Here is a 15,498-nt window from a genome sequence, read left to right as displayed (position 1 = left end):
CGACGCTGAATGTGTCCCGCTTTCGCTTCCGGCCTGGCTCACCCGCACCCAACAAGACGATGCTGCTCGGCGTGATCGACCGCAGATTTAAGGGCAGGGACCGCACTACGGTCCCCGTCGCGTCGGCCGGCTGATGCGGGAGAATGGACACTGTGCCTGGCCGCGGTGCCGCGGATTGCCAAAAGACGGCGGCGGGCGAGCCGGCATGGCGGACAGGCTCCTCGGTCATGCCCTGCTATGCAGCATCACTACCGAGGAATCGACCAATTCAGCCGTGTAACAGATCTTGTAAGATAAATTCACAAGTCTTCGCGACCGCAGATCCATGACCGTGGTATATCAACTGCCAAATTCGGGGATACGGCAAAAAGCCAATGCCTCCTTTACGCCTCAGACCCACAGCACGCAACGTCGGAGTTAACAGCCCATGGCGAGAAGGACGCTCATCCTGATTGAAGGCACAAGGTATAATGGCCCGCTATTCGTCCAAGCGACCCAGCGCCTCGGTCTTCATCCAATTACCCTCTCGGCTGATCCAGCTTGGTGCGACGATCTTGTGGCAGAAAGCATTGAGGCAATTCATGTCGAGACAGACAATCTCGATGCGCTGATCGGTGAATGTTCGCGGCTCCGTGCGACGTATGACGTTGCGGGCATTACGAGTGCCCAGGAGTCGGTCTATGCGACAGCTGCCAAGCTCTGCCGGCATTTCGATCTACCGGGACCGAACCCAACATCCATTGAACGATGCTGCGACAAACTCGCTCAGCGTCAACTCCTCGCACAGGCCGGCGTTCCAATACCTGCTTTTAGCGTGGCGGCGAATGCGACGGATGTACAAAAGTCTGCCGCCGGGATCGGACTGCCGGTAATTGTAAAGCCAACCGTAGGCAGCGGCAGCAGCGGTGTCAGATTGTGCCGCAACGTCGATGATTTGGCCGAACATACGGCCTATCTGTTGGGCGGGAAGCACATATGGCGGTCTTCGCCGAGGATGCTGGTCGAAGAATTCGCACAAGGCCCTTTCTATGTAGCCCATGTAATGGGAAATGAGGTCATTGGGATTGGGTCCGCTGACTTCGGCCCCCCACCGCATTTCGTCTTTCGGGAGGGCATCTTTCCGGCCCCACTGACCGATGAGGAGCATAGGCGTATCGTCGATGTTTCGCTAAGCTGTTTGCCAGCTCTCGGCCTTGGCTGGGGGCCAACATGCATTGAACTCCGGTGGACGACGCGTGGCCCGGTCGTCATTGAAGTCAATCCGCGTCTTGGTGGCGGGCCTGAACTGGTTCAACTGGCTTACGGTGTCGATCTCATCACCGAGCACATCAAGCTTGTCATTGGCAAGGAATGGGATTTGCGCAGAAGGCATTCCTGCATCGCGGCCTGGCGGTCCCTACTTCCTGATCGCGATGGCACTCTCGATTGGATCGATGGCGACAGTCGGGCGGCTGCTATACCAGGTGTCGTCGAGGTCAAATTGAGTGTTGAACCCAAGACGCCGATTGTCAGGAAAGGCGATTACCGAGACCATATGGGACATGTTATGGCCGTTTCAACCAGCCATGCTCGGACCGAGGCGATACTTCAGCGTGCTGTCGACTTAATCAGTTGGTCGATCACACCATTTCCGATCGTTGGCGAAGAGCAACAATCAGCCGCTCCTTACGGCTTCGCGCAAGCGTAGGTGGCACCAGGCAAAGGTGATCGTCGCCGAACATTGGTAACCGTCGAGAGAAAGGAGAGAAACAGTTTTTGACGGGATTGTCGGCCTGAAGAAGATCAAGCCGCATGTCCGCAAACGATTGACGATTATCTCACGGCGTGCAGTCAACTTCTGCGGCGCGTTGCGCAACGCGAGCGAATGACGGTCGGTGCCGAAGACGCCCAGTGGCGCCTTGATCTCGCGCCGCACTCACCGAATTCCTGAGAAGCTAGTACCTCTGCACAGAGGTTATGACGGGTTGAACCGGCTGAAGTTTGGGTAGGATGTCGTGGTCGACGAGCAGTTGGATGCTGCGCGCGACACCTGGTTGCCTGCGGATGAGGCCGGAGCGTTCGAGGGTTAGCACCATCTGGTGGACGGACGGCGGGGTGACGCCGAAATAGCGTTGCATGTCGCGTTCGGCCGGCGGCTGGCGGTTGATCTGCATATAAGCCCAGATGAAGGCGAGGTACTGGCCCTGTTTTTCGGTGAAGCTGGGACCCGCAGGCGTTTGCCCGTCAAGTAATTGATTCAATTTTCGATTCATCCGGAACCCTTGGCAACCGAGGAGGCTTTCTGGATGAATCTACGCTATCGTGTCGATCTCGACCAACCCGAACGCGATGAACTCACAGCGATGCTGGCAGGCGGCAAGCAGCCGGCTCGCAAGCTCAAGCGGGCGCAGATCCTGCTCGCCGTCGACGCGGGCTTGGGTGACGAGGCCATTGCCGCGACGGTGGTGGTCGGCGGCTCCACTGTCTATCGCACCAAGCGCCGCTTCGTGGAGATGGGTCTGGAGGCGGCGCTCAGCGAAGAGCCACGCGCAGGCGCGCAACGCAAGCTGACGGGCAAGGAAGAAGCCCGGCTGGTGGCCACCGCCTGTTCCAGTCCGCCGCCGGGCCGCGCCCGCTGGACCCTGGAACTGCTGGCCGGTGAGTTCGTCAAGCTGACCGATCACCAGGAACTGTCGCGCGAGACGGTGCGCCGACGCTTGGCAGACAACGATCTCAAGCCCTGGCGCAAGGACATGTGGTGCATCCCCAAGGTCGACGCCGAGTATGTCGCGCGCATGGAGGACGTGCTCGACCTCTATGCCGAGGCACCGGACCCGAAGCGACCGGTGGTGTGCTTCGACGAAAGCCCGACCCAACTCATCGGCGAGGTGCGACAGCCGATCCCGGCCGAACCGGGCCGGCTTGAGCGGTATGACTGCGAGTACAAGCGCAACGGCACCGCCAACCTGTTCGTCTTCCTCGACGCACACCGCTCCTGGCGCAAAGTCAAGGTCACCGAGCGGCGCGCCGCGGAAGACTTTGCCCATTGCATGCGCGACCTCGTCGATATCCATTACCCGCAGGCCGAACGCGTCAGGGTGGTGCTCGACAATCTGTCAACCCACTCGGCCGCCGCGCTCTACCAGGCTCTGCCTGCTTCAGAGGCGCGACGCGTCCTTCGACGGCTGGAATTCCACTACACGCCCAAACACGCCAGCTGGCTCAACATGGTCGAGATCGAAATCGGCGTCCTGCGCGGCCAGTGCCTCGATCGTCGCATCAATAGCTATGATCGCCTCGTCGCGGAGACCGCTGCCTGGGAGCACCTGCGAAACACCAGTGGCGCTCGCATCAACTGGATGTTCTCTACCGAAAACGCACGCCTTAAGATGGCCAAAGCCTATCCCAAGCCGACTTCCAAAGAGTCATAACCTCTGTGCAGAGGTACTAGTGATGTCGAAACCCTAGATCGCTTTGGTCGGCATCGGCGTGATCGGCTTTTCGCTGGTGCGTGATCTGTCGCCAAGGGCTGGCCGGCAATATCGTCTGCATTGCGGTCCCGAGCCGCACGGCACTCGCGTCGCGACATCACGGCGCCACTGGAATTCTTCTTCTGCAACACTATCCTATCCGACCACGGCGGCGGTTGCCCTCTGGGCGCGACGAGCGCGCCCGGTGAGCTGCGCCGCCGTTGAGCCCACGCTCTTCGGTCCGCTGGCTTGTGGGGCACGGGGTTGCAGACCGGACCGGAAGCTGATCAACGACGGAAGGTCGCGCCGAGCAGGACTTTCGCCTACGAGCTCTTACGGGCCGGCCGGGCCTCAAAAGTCCTATGGGTTATAGACGCCTTTTCGCCTTTTAAGAGAAGCGGGCCACAGAAAAAGGCTCCACATTCAGGCATGGCTGTCGTTCGAACAGGAGGTCCCCGACGATTTTGCCGGTTGTTGGCCCCTGTGTCAGTCCAAGATGACCGTGACCGAACGCATAGATGATACGCGGGCTCGGGCCAGACCGGCCTATGACTGGCAGGCTATCTGGCGTAGCAGGCCGATGACCGCTCCACTCTACTCCTCCCTCTTCCTTGATGCCCGGAAGATAGATCTTGGCAAGCGTCACGAGGGCTTTCGAGCGGTTGAAGTTCGGCGCAGCCTTCAAGCCGCCAAACTCGGCCGCTCCGCCAATCCGCAAGCCGATCGAGAGCGGCGTCGCCACAAATTTCCGATCTGCGAATATCACTTCGCGTTCTAGGGCGAGGCCCGGCGAGGGGATCGTTGTGTTGTATCCGCGCTCGCTCTCGAGCAGCACGCGATCTCCCAATTGCTTGGCGAGTTGTGCCGACCACGCGCCTGCTGCAATGACGATCTTTGCTGCCCTCAGTGTCTTGCCGCCGCTTAGCGTAAGCGCCGCACCGTCGGTTCTAATAGGCTCTACACGGTCAACCTGGCCTCTCAAGATTTCCGCGCCGTTATCGGCAAGCCAGCAGCGCAAAACGTCCACGATCCTCTTTGGATCCGAAACATGCGACCACTGAGGCGTGAACACCCCATTTTTCACAATCGGACCGAGCGCTGGTTCCATGTCCCTGACCTGCGACGCCGATAACTCTTGGCTATCAACGCCGAATGCACGCTTTGCTTCCCACTCCGGCCGGTCGCGCGTCAGACCGCTCTCGGTCTCGTAGACCGTAAGCGCCCCCTTGCGAAACAGATCGTTTGCAAGGCCGACCTTGTTGAAGAGCGGCACGAGATCGTCGTAGACGCGGCTGTTGATCTCCGCGAGCGCGCCAGAAATCCGTCGCACTTCGGATGCTGAGCCCACTTTTGCGAAACGCCAAAGCCACGGGAATAAATGAGGCGTATGCCTAACCCGGACCGCTAGTGGGCCCAGCGGATCCAGAGCCCAGAAGGGCACTTGCTTCCACAATCCCGGGACAGATAAGGGTATCACTTCGGTTACGGCGATGCCGCCGGCGTTGCCGAACGACGCTTTGTCGCCCTCAGGGTCTCGGTCGATGATTGTGACCGCCGCTCCGCCCAGTAGCGCCTCGTAGGCAACACTCAGTCCGACAATGCCGGCGCCGACGACAATGACACTCATCCCAGCCATCTAATTTTCTCTCTTCTGGAGACCAGATATGCATATTGGCAACTGTATCCAATCTACAACGCCTTGACAATTCTGGATCCAAGTGGTTTGTATTCAGATGCCTCGTTGGCCGGCTAGCGAACTTTCTGGGAGGATTGGGCTTGGACGCCGAAAGAATTCACCGCGATGCGGTCATTATCGATGCCGTCGCCCCGCTTCTTGAGCAAAAGAAATATGTGGAGTCCTACAAAGCTGGCGGGGTCACGTGCGTGACTCCGACTGTCAACGTAGGCGAAGGTTCTCCTGCCGCGGCATTAAAGGAGATCGGCAGCTGGTTGTACTCTATACGCTCCAGAAAAGACCTAAAGCTGGTGGAAAAGGCATCTGATATCGAGGCTGCGAAGCGCGATGGTCAGATGGGCATCTTATTCCATTTTCAGGGCACAGGACCGTTCGAAACAGAGCTTAATCTAGTCGAGGCTTTTCAAGCGCTGGGCTTGCGGATGGTGCAACTTACCTACAACAGGAAAGACTACGTTGGGGACGGATGCGAAGAAGAGATCGACGGCGGGCTTAGCAGGTTTGGCAAGGCTCTTGTTCGGAGGCTGAATGAGAACAGGGTTGTCGTCGACTGTACCCACACCGGCTACAAGACAACAATGGATGCCTTGTCGCTGACGACGAGGCCTGCGGTCTTCTCTCATTCGAATTCTGCCACCGTGTTTCCCAGCAAGAGAAACATCCACGACGACCAAGCGAAGGCAGCAGCGGCCACGGGAGGGCTTGTCGGCATCACCGCCGTCCCGCAGTTCGTTGTGCCTGCCAACGGCGCCGCGGCGCGCCCGTCGCTTGACGACCTGATAGCGCATATCGATCATTTCGTCTCGCTCATCGGCATCGACCACGTCGGCCTGGGACTCGATTACTGGTGGGGAACGCTTCCGTTCTCCGACCTCGACACAGTGATCAGCCAGTGGGAGCAGGCTGTCAGCGGGGGCGCTTGGAACCCGGACGCCTACCCACGCCCACCCCATTACAACCCGCCCGAGATTGAGACGCCCGAAATGTTCCTCGGAATGACGGAGGGGCTTATTCGCCGCGGGTACAAGGAAGAAGACGTACGCAAGTTACTGGGATTGAACTGGCTGCGTGTCTTCCGAGAAGTCTGGGGAGAGTGATGGAAGACCTCCGCACGCCTGGACCTAAACTTTTCGCGGCGCTAAACAGCAGATGACTCCTCCCATCCTTTCAGTTTCACATTTGGTCACCTCCTTCCGAGTGGGAGGGCGCTGGAATCCCGTTGTGAATGACGTGTCGTTCGAGATCGGAGCGAGAGAGACTGTCGCCGTCGTCGGCGAATCCGGATCCGGCAAGAGCGTGACTGCGCTCTCGATCATGCGGCTCAACCCCGAGCGCTCGAGCGAGATCAAAGGGTCAATCAAGCTCGAGGGCAAGGAGCTGCTCACTCTGCCGGATGCCGAGATGCGCCGTATCCGCGGTAACGAAATTGCCATGATCTTCCAGGAACCAATGACATCACTGAACCCCGTGTTGACCATTGGCTTTCAGATCGCCGAGGCGCTGATCCTGCATCGCGGCCTATCACGGTCCGAGGCTGAAATCGAGAGCGTTCGTCTCTTGGACAAGGTGCGCATCCCAGCCGCGAAGGCGCGTTTGCACGAATATCCAGACCGGTTCTCGGGCGGCATGCGCCAACGCGTGATGATCGCGATGGCACTAGCCTGCCAGCCGAAACTATTGATCGCTGACGAGCCGACGACGGCGCTTGACGTAACGATTCAGGCCCAGATCCTGGAGCTGATGAAGGAGCTGCAGGAGGAGGAGGGCATGTCCGTCCTCTTCATCACGCACGACATGGGCGTCGTCGCCGAGATCGCCGACCGCACGGTGGTCATGTACAACGGGCAGGTGGTCGAGGCCGCGCCGACCGAGGACATTTTCCACAGCCCCGATCACCCCTATACGCGATCGCTGCTTTCGGCCGTTCCAAAGCTAGGTTCGATGAAGGGTCGAAGGCGACCAATGCGCTTTCCGGTCGTCGACCGCGCGACTGGCCAATCCGACGTGCCGGCCGAGGTGCCGGACACCATCAGGGAGCCCGAGCGCCCGGTGCTAGAGGTTGCCGGCTTGACGAAGCGCTTTGAAATCCGTTCGGGTCTGTTTTCTTCGGTCAAGGGACGCGTCTACGCAGTTGAAAATATATCGTTTAGCGTCAAGAGCGGCGAAACCTTAGCACTGGTCGGCGAGTCAGGCTGTGGCAAGTCGACGACTGGCCGCGCGCTGATGCGATTGACCGAGCCCCTGTCGGGCTCGATTTTGCTCGACGGCGTCGACCTTCTTAAGCTTAGCCAAAGCGAATTGCGCAAGCAACGTAATCGCATGCAGATGATCTTCCAGGATCCGTTCGCATCGCTCAATCCGCGGATGAATGTCGGCACCGCGATTGTCGAGCCGCTGCTGATCAACAATCTTGCCAGCCGTTCGGAAGCACGCGACAAGGTCGCTGACCTCCTGCAGCGCGTTGGTCTCTCGCCTGACATGGTGAACCGCTTTCCGCACGAGTTTTCGGGTGGTCAGCGCCAGCGCATCTGCATTGCGCGTGCGCTGGCCCTCGAGCCGCGGCTCATTATAGCAGACGAGGCGGTCTCGGCGCTCGATGTTTCGGTGAAGGCCCAGGTCGTCAACCTGATGCTGGATCTGCAGGCCCGCATGGGGCTCGCATATCTCTTCATCTCGCATGACATGGCGGTGGTCGAGCGCGTCAGCCATCGCGTCGCTGTCATGTATCTCGGAGAGATCGTCGAGATCGGCCCGCGTGAAGCGATCTTCCAGAATCCGCAGCATCCTTATACCAAACGGCTGCTCGCGGCAGTGCCGATCGCCGATCCGGCGCGGCGACTGCAGAAGCGTCCGCTCAACAATGACGAGATTAAGAGCCCGATCCGACCTGCGGACTACATCCCGCCCGTGCGCCAGTATCGCGAGGTCTCATCCGGCCACGCCGTCATGATCTGGGACCCAGAATGGGAAAAGAAGGAAGCGCCGGCCGTCGCTGCCCGACGTTGTTGTTGAATGGCCAAAAAAAGGGGAACTAAAAAATGAAGACCAGCACTAGCAGCAGCAAGAGCGTCGCTAAGCGGGTAATGCTTTCGTCGTTGTTTGCCGGGATTCTTTTCGCCAGCACGGCAATGGCCGATACGCTCCGCGTGATTGCTGACACAGATCTCAAGACCATAGACCCCATCGTAACGACGTCAGGCACGACCTTGGTTCATGCCTATCTGATCTACGACAAGTTGTTTGAGTTCGATAAAGACGGCACCGCACGTCCTCAATTGGCTGACAAGGTCGACTTTAGTGCCGATAAAAAAAGCTATACCATTAAGCTTCGGAAAGATCTGAAATTTTCCGATGGTGGCCCAATTACGACCGACGACGTTATCCAGTCCCTGAAGCGCTGGGCTTCCCGGGACCAGACCGGACAGTTGTTGGCTGCCAGGCTCAAGGAAATGACAAAAGTCGATGATCTGACATTTCGCATTGAGTTGAGTCAGCCATTCGACGTGCCCGCTGCGCTTGCCAGTATCACAGGGAACCCTGCATTTATCATGCCCAAGCGAGTTGCGTCGTTGCCGCCCACGGACCAGTTAACCGATACAACCGGCTCTGGACCTTATCAATTTGACTATACGTCATGGAAGCCAGGACAAACGCGCATCTATACCAAAAACCCCAACTATATTCCGCGGACCGATGCGTCGAGCTTCTTTGCCGGCAAGAAAGAGGCGACGTTCGAGAAGATCGAAATGTCTTACGTGCCGGATGCAAACACCGCGATGGCGGAAATGATGACCGGGCAGCAAGACATCTGGCCGGGTCCTCCAATGGATAATGCTCTGGCTTTGAAAGGCAATCCGGACCTCGTGGTAGCGAAAGGATTTTTCACGCAAGGCCTGTACGTCATAAACCACGTGGTGCCTCCATTCGATAACGTCAAGGCGCGTGAGGCCCTTACCTATCTGATTGACCAGGCCGAGATCAATCGCGCAGCGGTGGGTGACCAGGAATTCTGGCACACCTGCTATGCTTTTCTGACCTGCGAAGGGACTTACGGCGACGAGTCCGCTTATAGTGGTCATCGGGGGGCCGCCGATTTTGACAAGGCAAGAAAGCTCCTCGAAGAAGCCGGCTACGACGGAAAGCCGATTGTGGTTCTCGACCCGACAGATTGGTCCGAAGCCCATGCAAGGGCGCTGTACATGGCGCAGCAACTGAGAAAAGCCGGTGCTCAGGTTGACCTGCAAGCAATGGATTGGACGACCCTGACGTCGCGCCGTACTTCTAAGGCGCCGGCTTCCGAAGGCGGTTGGAACCTGTTCCCTAATATCATGGAAGGCCAGCCTGCCTCGTCTCCGCTTACACATCTCATGCTTGCCTCTAACTGTGACAAGGCTTGGTTCGGATGGCCCTGCGACAAGGGTATCGAGGACTTGCGGGCAGCATTCATCAGCGCCGGGGACCTTAATGAGAAGAAAAAGATCGCCAGTGAACTCCAGGCCCGCGCATCTACCTATCTGCCCTTCATAATGACAGGAGAAAACACCGCGGCCGTTGTCTACCGAGCTGAGATTGAAGGTTTTAACCCCGAAACGCCTGAAGTGTATTTCTGGAATATCCGGCGCAAGAGCAAGTAGCGCGTCAATCCGCGGCCGTGAGGTTATTATGATCAGGTATTTCATCACCAGAATGCTTTCCATCATACCGGTGATGGGGGTCGTAACGGCCGTGGTTTTCGGACTAACGTATTTGAGCCCCGGGGATGCGGCGGTGGTACTGGCGGGCGACTATGCGTCGCCCGCTCAGATCGCTGCTATTCGAGAGCGGCTTCACCTGGATGCTCCAATTGTACCCCAGTACTTTCATTGGCTGGGGAGCGCCCTGCGGGGCGATCTCGGAAATTCGATCTTTTCTGAACAGCCGGTATTGGCTCTCATCCTCTCGCGAGTCGAACCGACGATCATTCTGGCAATCGCAGCAACTCTGGTCTCTGTCATCATCGCTGTGCCATTAGGACTGCTGGCCGCACGGAGAAGGGGCGGCATCGCCGATCAACTGGTATCGTTCTTCGGTATTGCTGGAACGGCAATACCCGCCTTCCTCATTGGCTATTTGCTGATATTTACGTTCGGGGTGTACTTTGGATCAATGCCTATCTCGGGGTTCCCTGGGCTCGAAAGCGGAGCATGGGAAGTTTTGAGGCATGTGCTTCTGCCTGCAACCATGTTGGGATTTGCGCAGACCGCGCTGATCACTCGGATCACGAGAGCGAGTGCGATCGAGGTCCTTAACCAGGACTTCATTCGGGTCGCGCGGGCAAAAGGCCTCGATGAGTTCACAATTATCATGCGGCACTGCCTCCGGCTCATCGCCGTGCCTCTCGTCACGATAGTTGGAATGTCGTTTGCTTATATGCTTGGCGGCGTGGTGATAACCGAGACAGTGTTTGCCATCCCTGGGGTTGGACGTCTCTTGGTCGATTCCATCCAACACAAGGATGTGCCAGTAATACAGGGAGTCTTGCTAATAAGCTCGTTTCTATATGTTTTGATAAATTTACTGGTTGATCTATCGTACTTGTTTATCGACCCGCGAATTAAATATACCTGAGGAGATTTGGAGATGACGTTTTCTCTGTCGTGGCGAAAAAACAGGCCGGTTTCGACTCCTTTGCTGGTGGCTTCAATTTTTGTGCTTGTTGTTGTATTTGTGTCATTTTTGGCGCCGATCCTAACTAGCGTTGATCCCTTGTCCATGACTCCGGATGCAAGGCTCAAGCCACCTAGCTATAGTCATTTACTGGGAACCGATATGTTCGGTCGCGACATTCTCGCGCGGGTGCTTTACGGGGGGCAGATTTCACTCGTGATCGGGTTGGCTACAGCGGCTCTGGCCACAACGATCGGAACGATACTGGGCCTCGTCGCCGGAGCCGGGCAACTCTCAGACAAGATCTTGATGAGGATTATGGACGGCATGATGGCTATACCTGGGATCCTGCTTGCGATTGCCTTGGCGACGATCTTTGGTGGCGGGGTCCTGACTGTGATCGTAGCTTTGGCGATCCCGGAAGTGCCGGGTGTTGCGCGACTGGCCCGGAGCTTGACGTTGACACTGCGGGAGCAAGTTTTCGTAGAGGCAGCTCGGTCCTACGGCGCTGGGCCCCTCCGTGTTTTGTTCAAGTACATCCTGCCGAACGCGTTGGCGCCGATCGCGGTGCAGGCCACGTATATCTGCGGCGTGGCGATCCTTTATGAGGCTTACCTCAGCTTTGTGGGTGTTGGCGTTCCACCCGAGCATCCGAGTTGGGGCAACATCGTTGCCGAGGGACGGTCCTTTGCCTTGATCGCCCCACATATGATTCTCTATCCAAGCGTGCTTATTGCGGTTGTCGTGCTCGCAATCAATTTGATAGGCGATGGGGCACGGGACATGCTCGACCCGCGATTCACCCTACCTGATTGAGCGTCTCGGGGAGGAAGCCAAACCAATGAAACCCCGGACTCTCCATTGAGCTGGAGCAAAGATTGGTCTCAGGTCAGTCCCTGTGAACAAGCAAAGCGCCTGTGAAGCACAGTTGTAATCAAGTGCTTTCTTTGACCTCCGTCAGGTGCGATTATGCAGCAGGGTCGCTCACTCGACGCTTATTGAGCGCTTCCAGAAGGTTATGACCAGCCCTGATTATGTGCCCTCGCATAAACTCCACAACTTGACGGTCGCGGTCTTTGCACATGCTCAGAATTTGGCGATGTTCGCGCTCCGCTTCTTCGAAGCCCGAAGTCAAAAGTAGCTGAATCCTGATATATCGATCAATTTGGACGTTGATGCCCTGGAGAATGGCGAGTGTCTGAATGCGTCCGGCGGGCCGATAGAGACTGCGGTGAAACTCCCAGTTCAAAGTGCCTACCCTGGCAATGTCGCGCGTGTGATATGCCACTTCGAGTCGCTTGAGAATTTGCGCCGAGTGAGCCAAGTCCTCGTCCGACAGATGCTCTAGAGAGCGGCTCAGAATATCGCATTCCAGCGTTGCCCGAAGTTCGAACAATTCCATGATCTGCTCAGATGGCAATGTCGAAACAATTGCACCCTTGTGAATCTTGGAAACTATCAACCCGGCTGCTTCCAACTGGCGAAATGCCTCGCGCACAGGCATTCGGCTGCATTCATATTCCGCCGCGATAGCCTCCTGTATGAGGGGGTCACCCTCTTTGAACTCGCCACTGAGAATTCGTTCCCGCAACGACTCTGATAGCGCTTCCGGTAGGCTCTGCCTCTGAAGGCGATATTTCGAGCGCTGCTTCTTCTGCTCCAGCATATTGTCCATTGTTTTTTGGATCCAACCACACAAAATTGAAATGCCGCCTCTTTCGCTTATGCTGATGGCTCGGCTTGCTGAGGGTATCCCAAAAAAGGACGACGTAAAAGGCTAGACATGTCATTTGGTGTCATGTAGATTGGATCCAGTTGGATCGCATATGGATGTAGAATCATGGCAAAGTGGACTGGTGTATTCCCCGCAGTCACAACGAAGTTGACGATGGATGGCAAGGTTGACCTTCGGGCGACCAAGGACAGCCTTGACCGCCTCGTCAAGGCAGGTGTTTCCGGCGTCATTGTGCTTCCGATGCTAGGCGAAAACGCTTCGATGTCGCTGAAGGATCGTGAGGACATCATCCGCAGTGCTGTCGAAGTGGTAGCCGGTCGTGTTCCGGTTCTTTCCGGGCTTGCAGAAATAACACTCGACAATGCGAGGGCCAACGCCAAGCTCTATGAATCCTTTGGCGCCCAAGGGCTCATGGTATTCCCAAGCCTCGGCTACAAAACCGACGATCGCGAAACGGTCGAGTGGTACAAGGGCGTCGCCAGCGCCTCGTCGCTGCCGATCATGATCTACAACAACCCGATCGCCTACGGCGTAGACTGCACTGTCAACGTTCTCAGGCAACTCGTCGGCACTCCCGAAATCGTTTGCGTTAAGGAAGAAACCGGCGACATTCGTCGCGTCACCGACATGTTTGTCGAACTTGGCGACCGCTTCAGCGTCTTCTGCGGCGTCGACGATCTGATTGTCGAAAGTTGCGCGCTTGGCGTCACCGGCTGGGTTTCGGGCATGACCAATGTTTGGCCGTCAGAATGCGTCGAGCTCTTCAATCTCTGCGCCCAAAACAAGTACGAGGAGGCGCGCGCGCTTTATCACATCCTGACGCCGTCCTTCCATCTCGACACCCACGTCAAGCTGGTTCAGTACATCAAGCTCGCCGAGAACCTGGTCTATGGCGCACCGGAATGGACGCGTGCACCACGCTTGCCGCTGGTCGGCGAAGAGCGTGAGTTCGTCATATCGACGATTCAGCTAGCAATCGAGACTTTGGCCAAGCGGGTCAAGAAGGCCGCCTGATTCAGGATCGGCAGGAAATCGGTGCGTCGCAATGATCCGATCGCGCAAGGGTTGTTCGCTTCGGGTCGGGGTGTGCGCATCTGTTAGACCACCTGGGACCGCAGAAAATACTCTTCCCGGACGTTAGCAAGCCCATTCGTGGTTAGGCGAGCGCAAAATCTCGTTCGGCATGCCGTCCCTGATTATGAGGCAAAACGTCGTTCGTTCATAAGACAGCAACTGAAGTTCAAAAGGTCGAGATATGGTTCGTTCAACGCCGACAACCTTCGCCAGCTCTAGGTCGGGTCGCCCACGTGTAGCTATCGCTGGTTTTCAACACGAAACCAACACATTTGCTCCGTTCGGCGCCCCTTTTGACGACTTCGTTCGCGGTGGCGGGTGGCCCGCTATCACTACCGGTGCGGCCATGCTCGATGTCTTTCCTCCGATTGAAATTCCCATCGGGGGCTTCATCAGCGCAGCGAAGGATACCTATGAGTTGATACCTTTGGTCTGGGCCGCGGCGGAGCCGACCAGCTTCGTCTCAGATGACGCCTTCGAGCGAATTGCAGGAATGATCTGTGACGGGATCGCTAGCGCAGGTACCCTCGACGCCATCTATCTTGACCTGCATGGGGCGATGGTTGTCGAATCATATGAGGACGGCGAAGGCGAATTATTAAGGCGCGTGCGAGAAATCGTCGGGCAAGATATTCCAATTGTGATCAGTTTGGATTTTCATGCCAATGTCACCGATGCCATGGTCGAGCTATCCGATGGCATTACTATTTTCCGCACTTACCCTCACATAGACATGGCTGATACTGGCAGGCGCGCCTTCAATTTACTGGAGCAGCGGATTCGCCACGGGAGGCCCTTCATCAAAGCGCTCCGGAAGACGCCATTCCTGATCCCGCTACCTGCTCAGTGTACTGATCTAGAGCCATGCCTGTCACTCTATGCTGGGCTGCCGGAACGGGTCAGAGGAGCAGTTCTAAACGTAGACGTCGCGCTGGGCTTTCCGTTGGCTGATATTCGCGAGTGCGGGCCCGCAGTTGTCGCTTATGGGGTCGACGAGACGGCAGTCGCAAAGGCGGCAGATATGCAACTGAACGATATACTGGAGGCTGAAGAAAGATTCCATATGTCGCTTCTGGATGTAAAGGAAGCTGTCGAACATGCTGCTCGCAACGGGCGCAAAGGTTCACCGATTGTCCTTGCCGATGTGCAGGACAACCCTGGCTGTGGAGGAACGTCGGATACCATCGGACTTCTGAAGGGTATGGTTGAGGGCGGCCTTCGAAATAGTGTGCTTGGCTTGCTTTGGGATTCAGAAACGGCTGAAAAAGCGCACACCGCAGGTCTGGGCGCGGAACTCAATGTTCGACTTGGTGGGCGCTATGACTTCGATCCGGAACCATATCTCGCCAGGGTTCGTGTGGAAGCACTTTCCGACGGGGTGTTCGTGGCTAATGGGCCATGCCTAGGCGGTGTGCAAGTAGATCTTGGGCGCATGGCACGCTTGCTCATCCTTGACCCTGGATCGAGCGTACAGGTCGTCGTAGCAAGTGTCCGCTTTCAGTGTCTCGATCAGGATCTGTTGAGGGCGGTCGGGATAGAGCCGAGCGAGCAGTCGGTTGTGGCAGTCAAAAGCGCAGTTCACTTCCGTGCCGACTTTGCGCCAATCGCCGAAGAGATTCTTACGGTGGAGTCCCCTGGAGCGCATTGGTGCCGGAATGACACTCTGGAGTATAAGAACCTGCGCCACGGCGTACGCAGGATGCCGATCTCGATGGCCAGTCAGCGGAGTGAGTTTCATGTTGCCGAGAGCCTAGAGTAACAGCTTTGGATTTGGGCTCGCAAAATCAGTCTATTCCAGAGTAACCGACCAAGGGGTGCTGTGGTCAGGCTGCAGCATCGAACTCGCCCCATGCGGGGCGCGTTTCGAAAGCCCATGCAGCCCGGCCAAATCCATCAAT

General features: G+C 57.1%; 13 protein-coding genes. 9 read left to right on the top strand and 4 right to left on the bottom strand.

From position 1 onward, the window contains the following. Positions 1-427 precede the first annotated feature (427 nt). A complete protein-coding gene (locus CGZ66_RS32410) occupies positions 428-1,687 on the top strand; it encodes an ATP-grasp domain-containing protein (RefSeq protein ID WP_095090773.1) in 1,260 nt (419 codons plus the stop codon). Here CGZ66_RS32410 and CGZ66_RS39570 read toward each other — a convergent pair. Both CGZ66_RS39570 and CGZ66_RS32405 read right to left on the bottom strand, forming a co-directional pair. Beyond that, positions 1,655-1,915, bottom strand: a complete 261-nt coding sequence (locus tag CGZ66_RS39570; RefSeq protein WP_143748926.1) for a hypothetical protein — start codon at positions 1,913-1,915, stop codon at positions 1,655-1,657. The genes CGZ66_RS32410 and CGZ66_RS39570 overlap by 33 nt on opposite strands. Before the next feature lie 19 nt (positions 1,916-1,934). After that, entirely contained in the window at positions 1,935-2,240 is a 306-nt protein-coding gene (locus CGZ66_RS32405; RefSeq protein WP_245330990.1) for a LexA family protein, read from the bottom strand. A 45-nt stretch (positions 2,241-2,285) separates the two neighbouring features. Between CGZ66_RS32405 and CGZ66_RS32400 the strand changes: the two genes are divergently transcribed. Further along, positions 2,286-3,410: an IS630 family transposase gene (locus CGZ66_RS32400; protein ID WP_095091684.1), complete on the top strand. Its 1,125-nt coding sequence runs from the start codon at positions 2,286-2,288 to the stop codon at positions 3,408-3,410. A 427-nt stretch (positions 3,411-3,837) separates the two neighbouring features. Here CGZ66_RS32400 and CGZ66_RS32395 read toward each other — a convergent pair whose 3' ends face one another. Further along, complete coding sequence (locus CGZ66_RS32395; RefSeq protein WP_245331335.1) at positions 3,838-5,076, bottom strand: NAD(P)/FAD-dependent oxidoreductase; 1,239 nt, start codon at positions 5,074-5,076, stop codon at positions 3,838-3,840. Positions 5,077-5,225: 149 nt separating this feature from the next. On the opposite strand from CGZ66_RS32395, the gene CGZ66_RS32390 reads away from it, so the two are divergent. Genes CGZ66_RS32390 through CGZ66_RS32370 form a run of 5 tightly spaced genes read left to right on the top strand, consistent with a single transcriptional unit; the run spans position 5,226 to position 11,607 of the window. After that, complete coding sequence (locus tag CGZ66_RS32390) at positions 5,226-6,242, top strand: dipeptidase (protein ID WP_095090771.1); 1,017 nt, start codon at positions 5,226-5,228, stop codon at positions 6,240-6,242. A gap of 52 nt (positions 6,243-6,294) precedes the next feature. Continuing rightward, a complete protein-coding gene (locus tag CGZ66_RS32385) occupies positions 6,295-8,157 on the top strand; it encodes an ABC transporter ATP-binding protein (protein WP_095090770.1) in 1,863 nt (620 codons plus the stop codon). 26 nt (positions 8,158-8,183) lie between these two features. Further along, positions 8,184-9,779 carry an ABC transporter substrate-binding protein gene (locus CGZ66_RS32380; protein ID WP_095090769.1) on the top strand — a complete coding sequence of 532 codons (1,596 nt, stop codon included), beginning with the start codon at positions 8,184-8,186 and terminating at the stop codon, positions 9,777-9,779. Positions 9,780-9,807: 28 nt separating this feature from the next. Next, complete coding sequence (locus CGZ66_RS32375) at positions 9,808-10,752, top strand: ABC transporter permease (RefSeq protein ID WP_095090768.1); 945 nt, start codon at positions 9,808-9,810, stop codon at positions 10,750-10,752. A 12-nt stretch (positions 10,753-10,764) separates the two neighbouring features. After that, positions 10,765-11,607: an ABC transporter permease gene (locus tag CGZ66_RS32370; protein ID WP_095090767.1), complete on the top strand. Its 843-nt coding sequence runs from the start codon at positions 10,765-10,767 to the stop codon at positions 11,605-11,607. Positions 11,608-11,758: 151 nt separating this feature from the next. On the opposite strand, the gene CGZ66_RS32365 is transcribed toward CGZ66_RS32370, so the two are convergent. Further along, entirely contained in the window at positions 11,759-12,466 is a 708-nt protein-coding gene (locus CGZ66_RS32365) for a GntR family transcriptional regulator (RefSeq protein WP_245331334.1), read from the bottom strand. A gap of 165 nt (positions 12,467-12,631) precedes the next feature. On the opposite strand from CGZ66_RS32365, the gene CGZ66_RS32360 reads away from it, so the two are divergent. Together CGZ66_RS32360 and CGZ66_RS32355 are read left to right on the top strand one after the other, a co-directional pair. Further along, on the top strand, positions 12,632-13,540 hold the full coding sequence (locus CGZ66_RS32360) for a dihydrodipicolinate synthase family protein (RefSeq protein ID WP_095090766.1): 909 nt from the start codon (positions 12,632-12,634) through the stop codon (positions 13,538-13,540). Positions 13,541-13,781: 241 nt separating this feature from the next. Beyond that, positions 13,782-15,359, top strand: coding sequence for a M81 family metallopeptidase (locus CGZ66_RS32355; RefSeq protein WP_095090765.1), 1,578 nt, complete (start codon positions 13,782-13,784; stop codon positions 15,357-15,359). Positions 15,360-15,498 lie beyond the last annotated feature (139 nt).

The sequence above is a fragment of the Mesorhizobium sophorae genome (assembly GCF_002270415.1).
Classification (GTDB): Bacteria; Pseudomonadota; Alphaproteobacteria; order Rhizobiales; family Rhizobiaceae; genus Mesorhizobium; species Mesorhizobium sophorae.
The sequence above is the reverse complement of the archived record's forward strand: the minus strand, read 5'-3'. Positions and strand labels throughout refer to the sequence as shown.

What these genes read in the sequence shown, in the direction of transcription:
- CGZ66_RS32355 (WP_095090765.1), top strand. Translation starts at nt 13,782, where the DNA reads ATGGTTCGTTCAACGCCGACAACCTTCGCCAGCTCTAGGTCGGGTCGC.
- CGZ66_RS32385 (WP_095090770.1), top strand. Translation starts at nt 6,295, where the DNA reads ATGACTCCTCCCATCCTTTCAGTTTCACATTTGGTCACCTCCTTCCGA.
- CGZ66_RS32365 (WP_245331334.1), bottom strand. Translation starts at nt 12,466, where the DNA reads ATGGACAATATGCTGGAGCAGAAGAAGCAGCGCTCGAAATATCGCCTT.
- CGZ66_RS32400 (WP_095091684.1), top strand. Translation starts at nt 2,286, where the DNA reads ATGAATCTACGCTATCGTGTCGATCTCGACCAACCCGAACGCGATGAA.
- CGZ66_RS32360 (WP_095090766.1), top strand. Translation starts at nt 12,632, where the DNA reads ATGGCAAAGTGGACTGGTGTATTCCCCGCAGTCACAACGAAGTTGACG.
- CGZ66_RS32375 (WP_095090768.1), top strand. Translation starts at nt 9,808, where the DNA reads ATGATCAGGTATTTCATCACCAGAATGCTTTCCATCATACCGGTGATG.
- CGZ66_RS32380 (WP_095090769.1), top strand. Translation starts at nt 8,184, where the DNA reads ATGAAGACCAGCACTAGCAGCAGCAAGAGCGTCGCTAAGCGGGTAATG.
- CGZ66_RS32370 (WP_095090767.1), top strand. Translation starts at nt 10,765, where the DNA reads ATGACGTTTTCTCTGTCGTGGCGAAAAAACAGGCCGGTTTCGACTCCT.
- CGZ66_RS32395 (WP_245331335.1), bottom strand. Translation starts at nt 5,076, where the DNA reads ATGAGTGTCATTGTCGTCGGCGCCGGCATTGTCGGACTGAGTGTTGCC.
- CGZ66_RS32410 (WP_095090773.1), top strand. Translation starts at nt 428, where the DNA reads ATGGCGAGAAGGACGCTCATCCTGATTGAAGGCACAAGGTATAATGGC.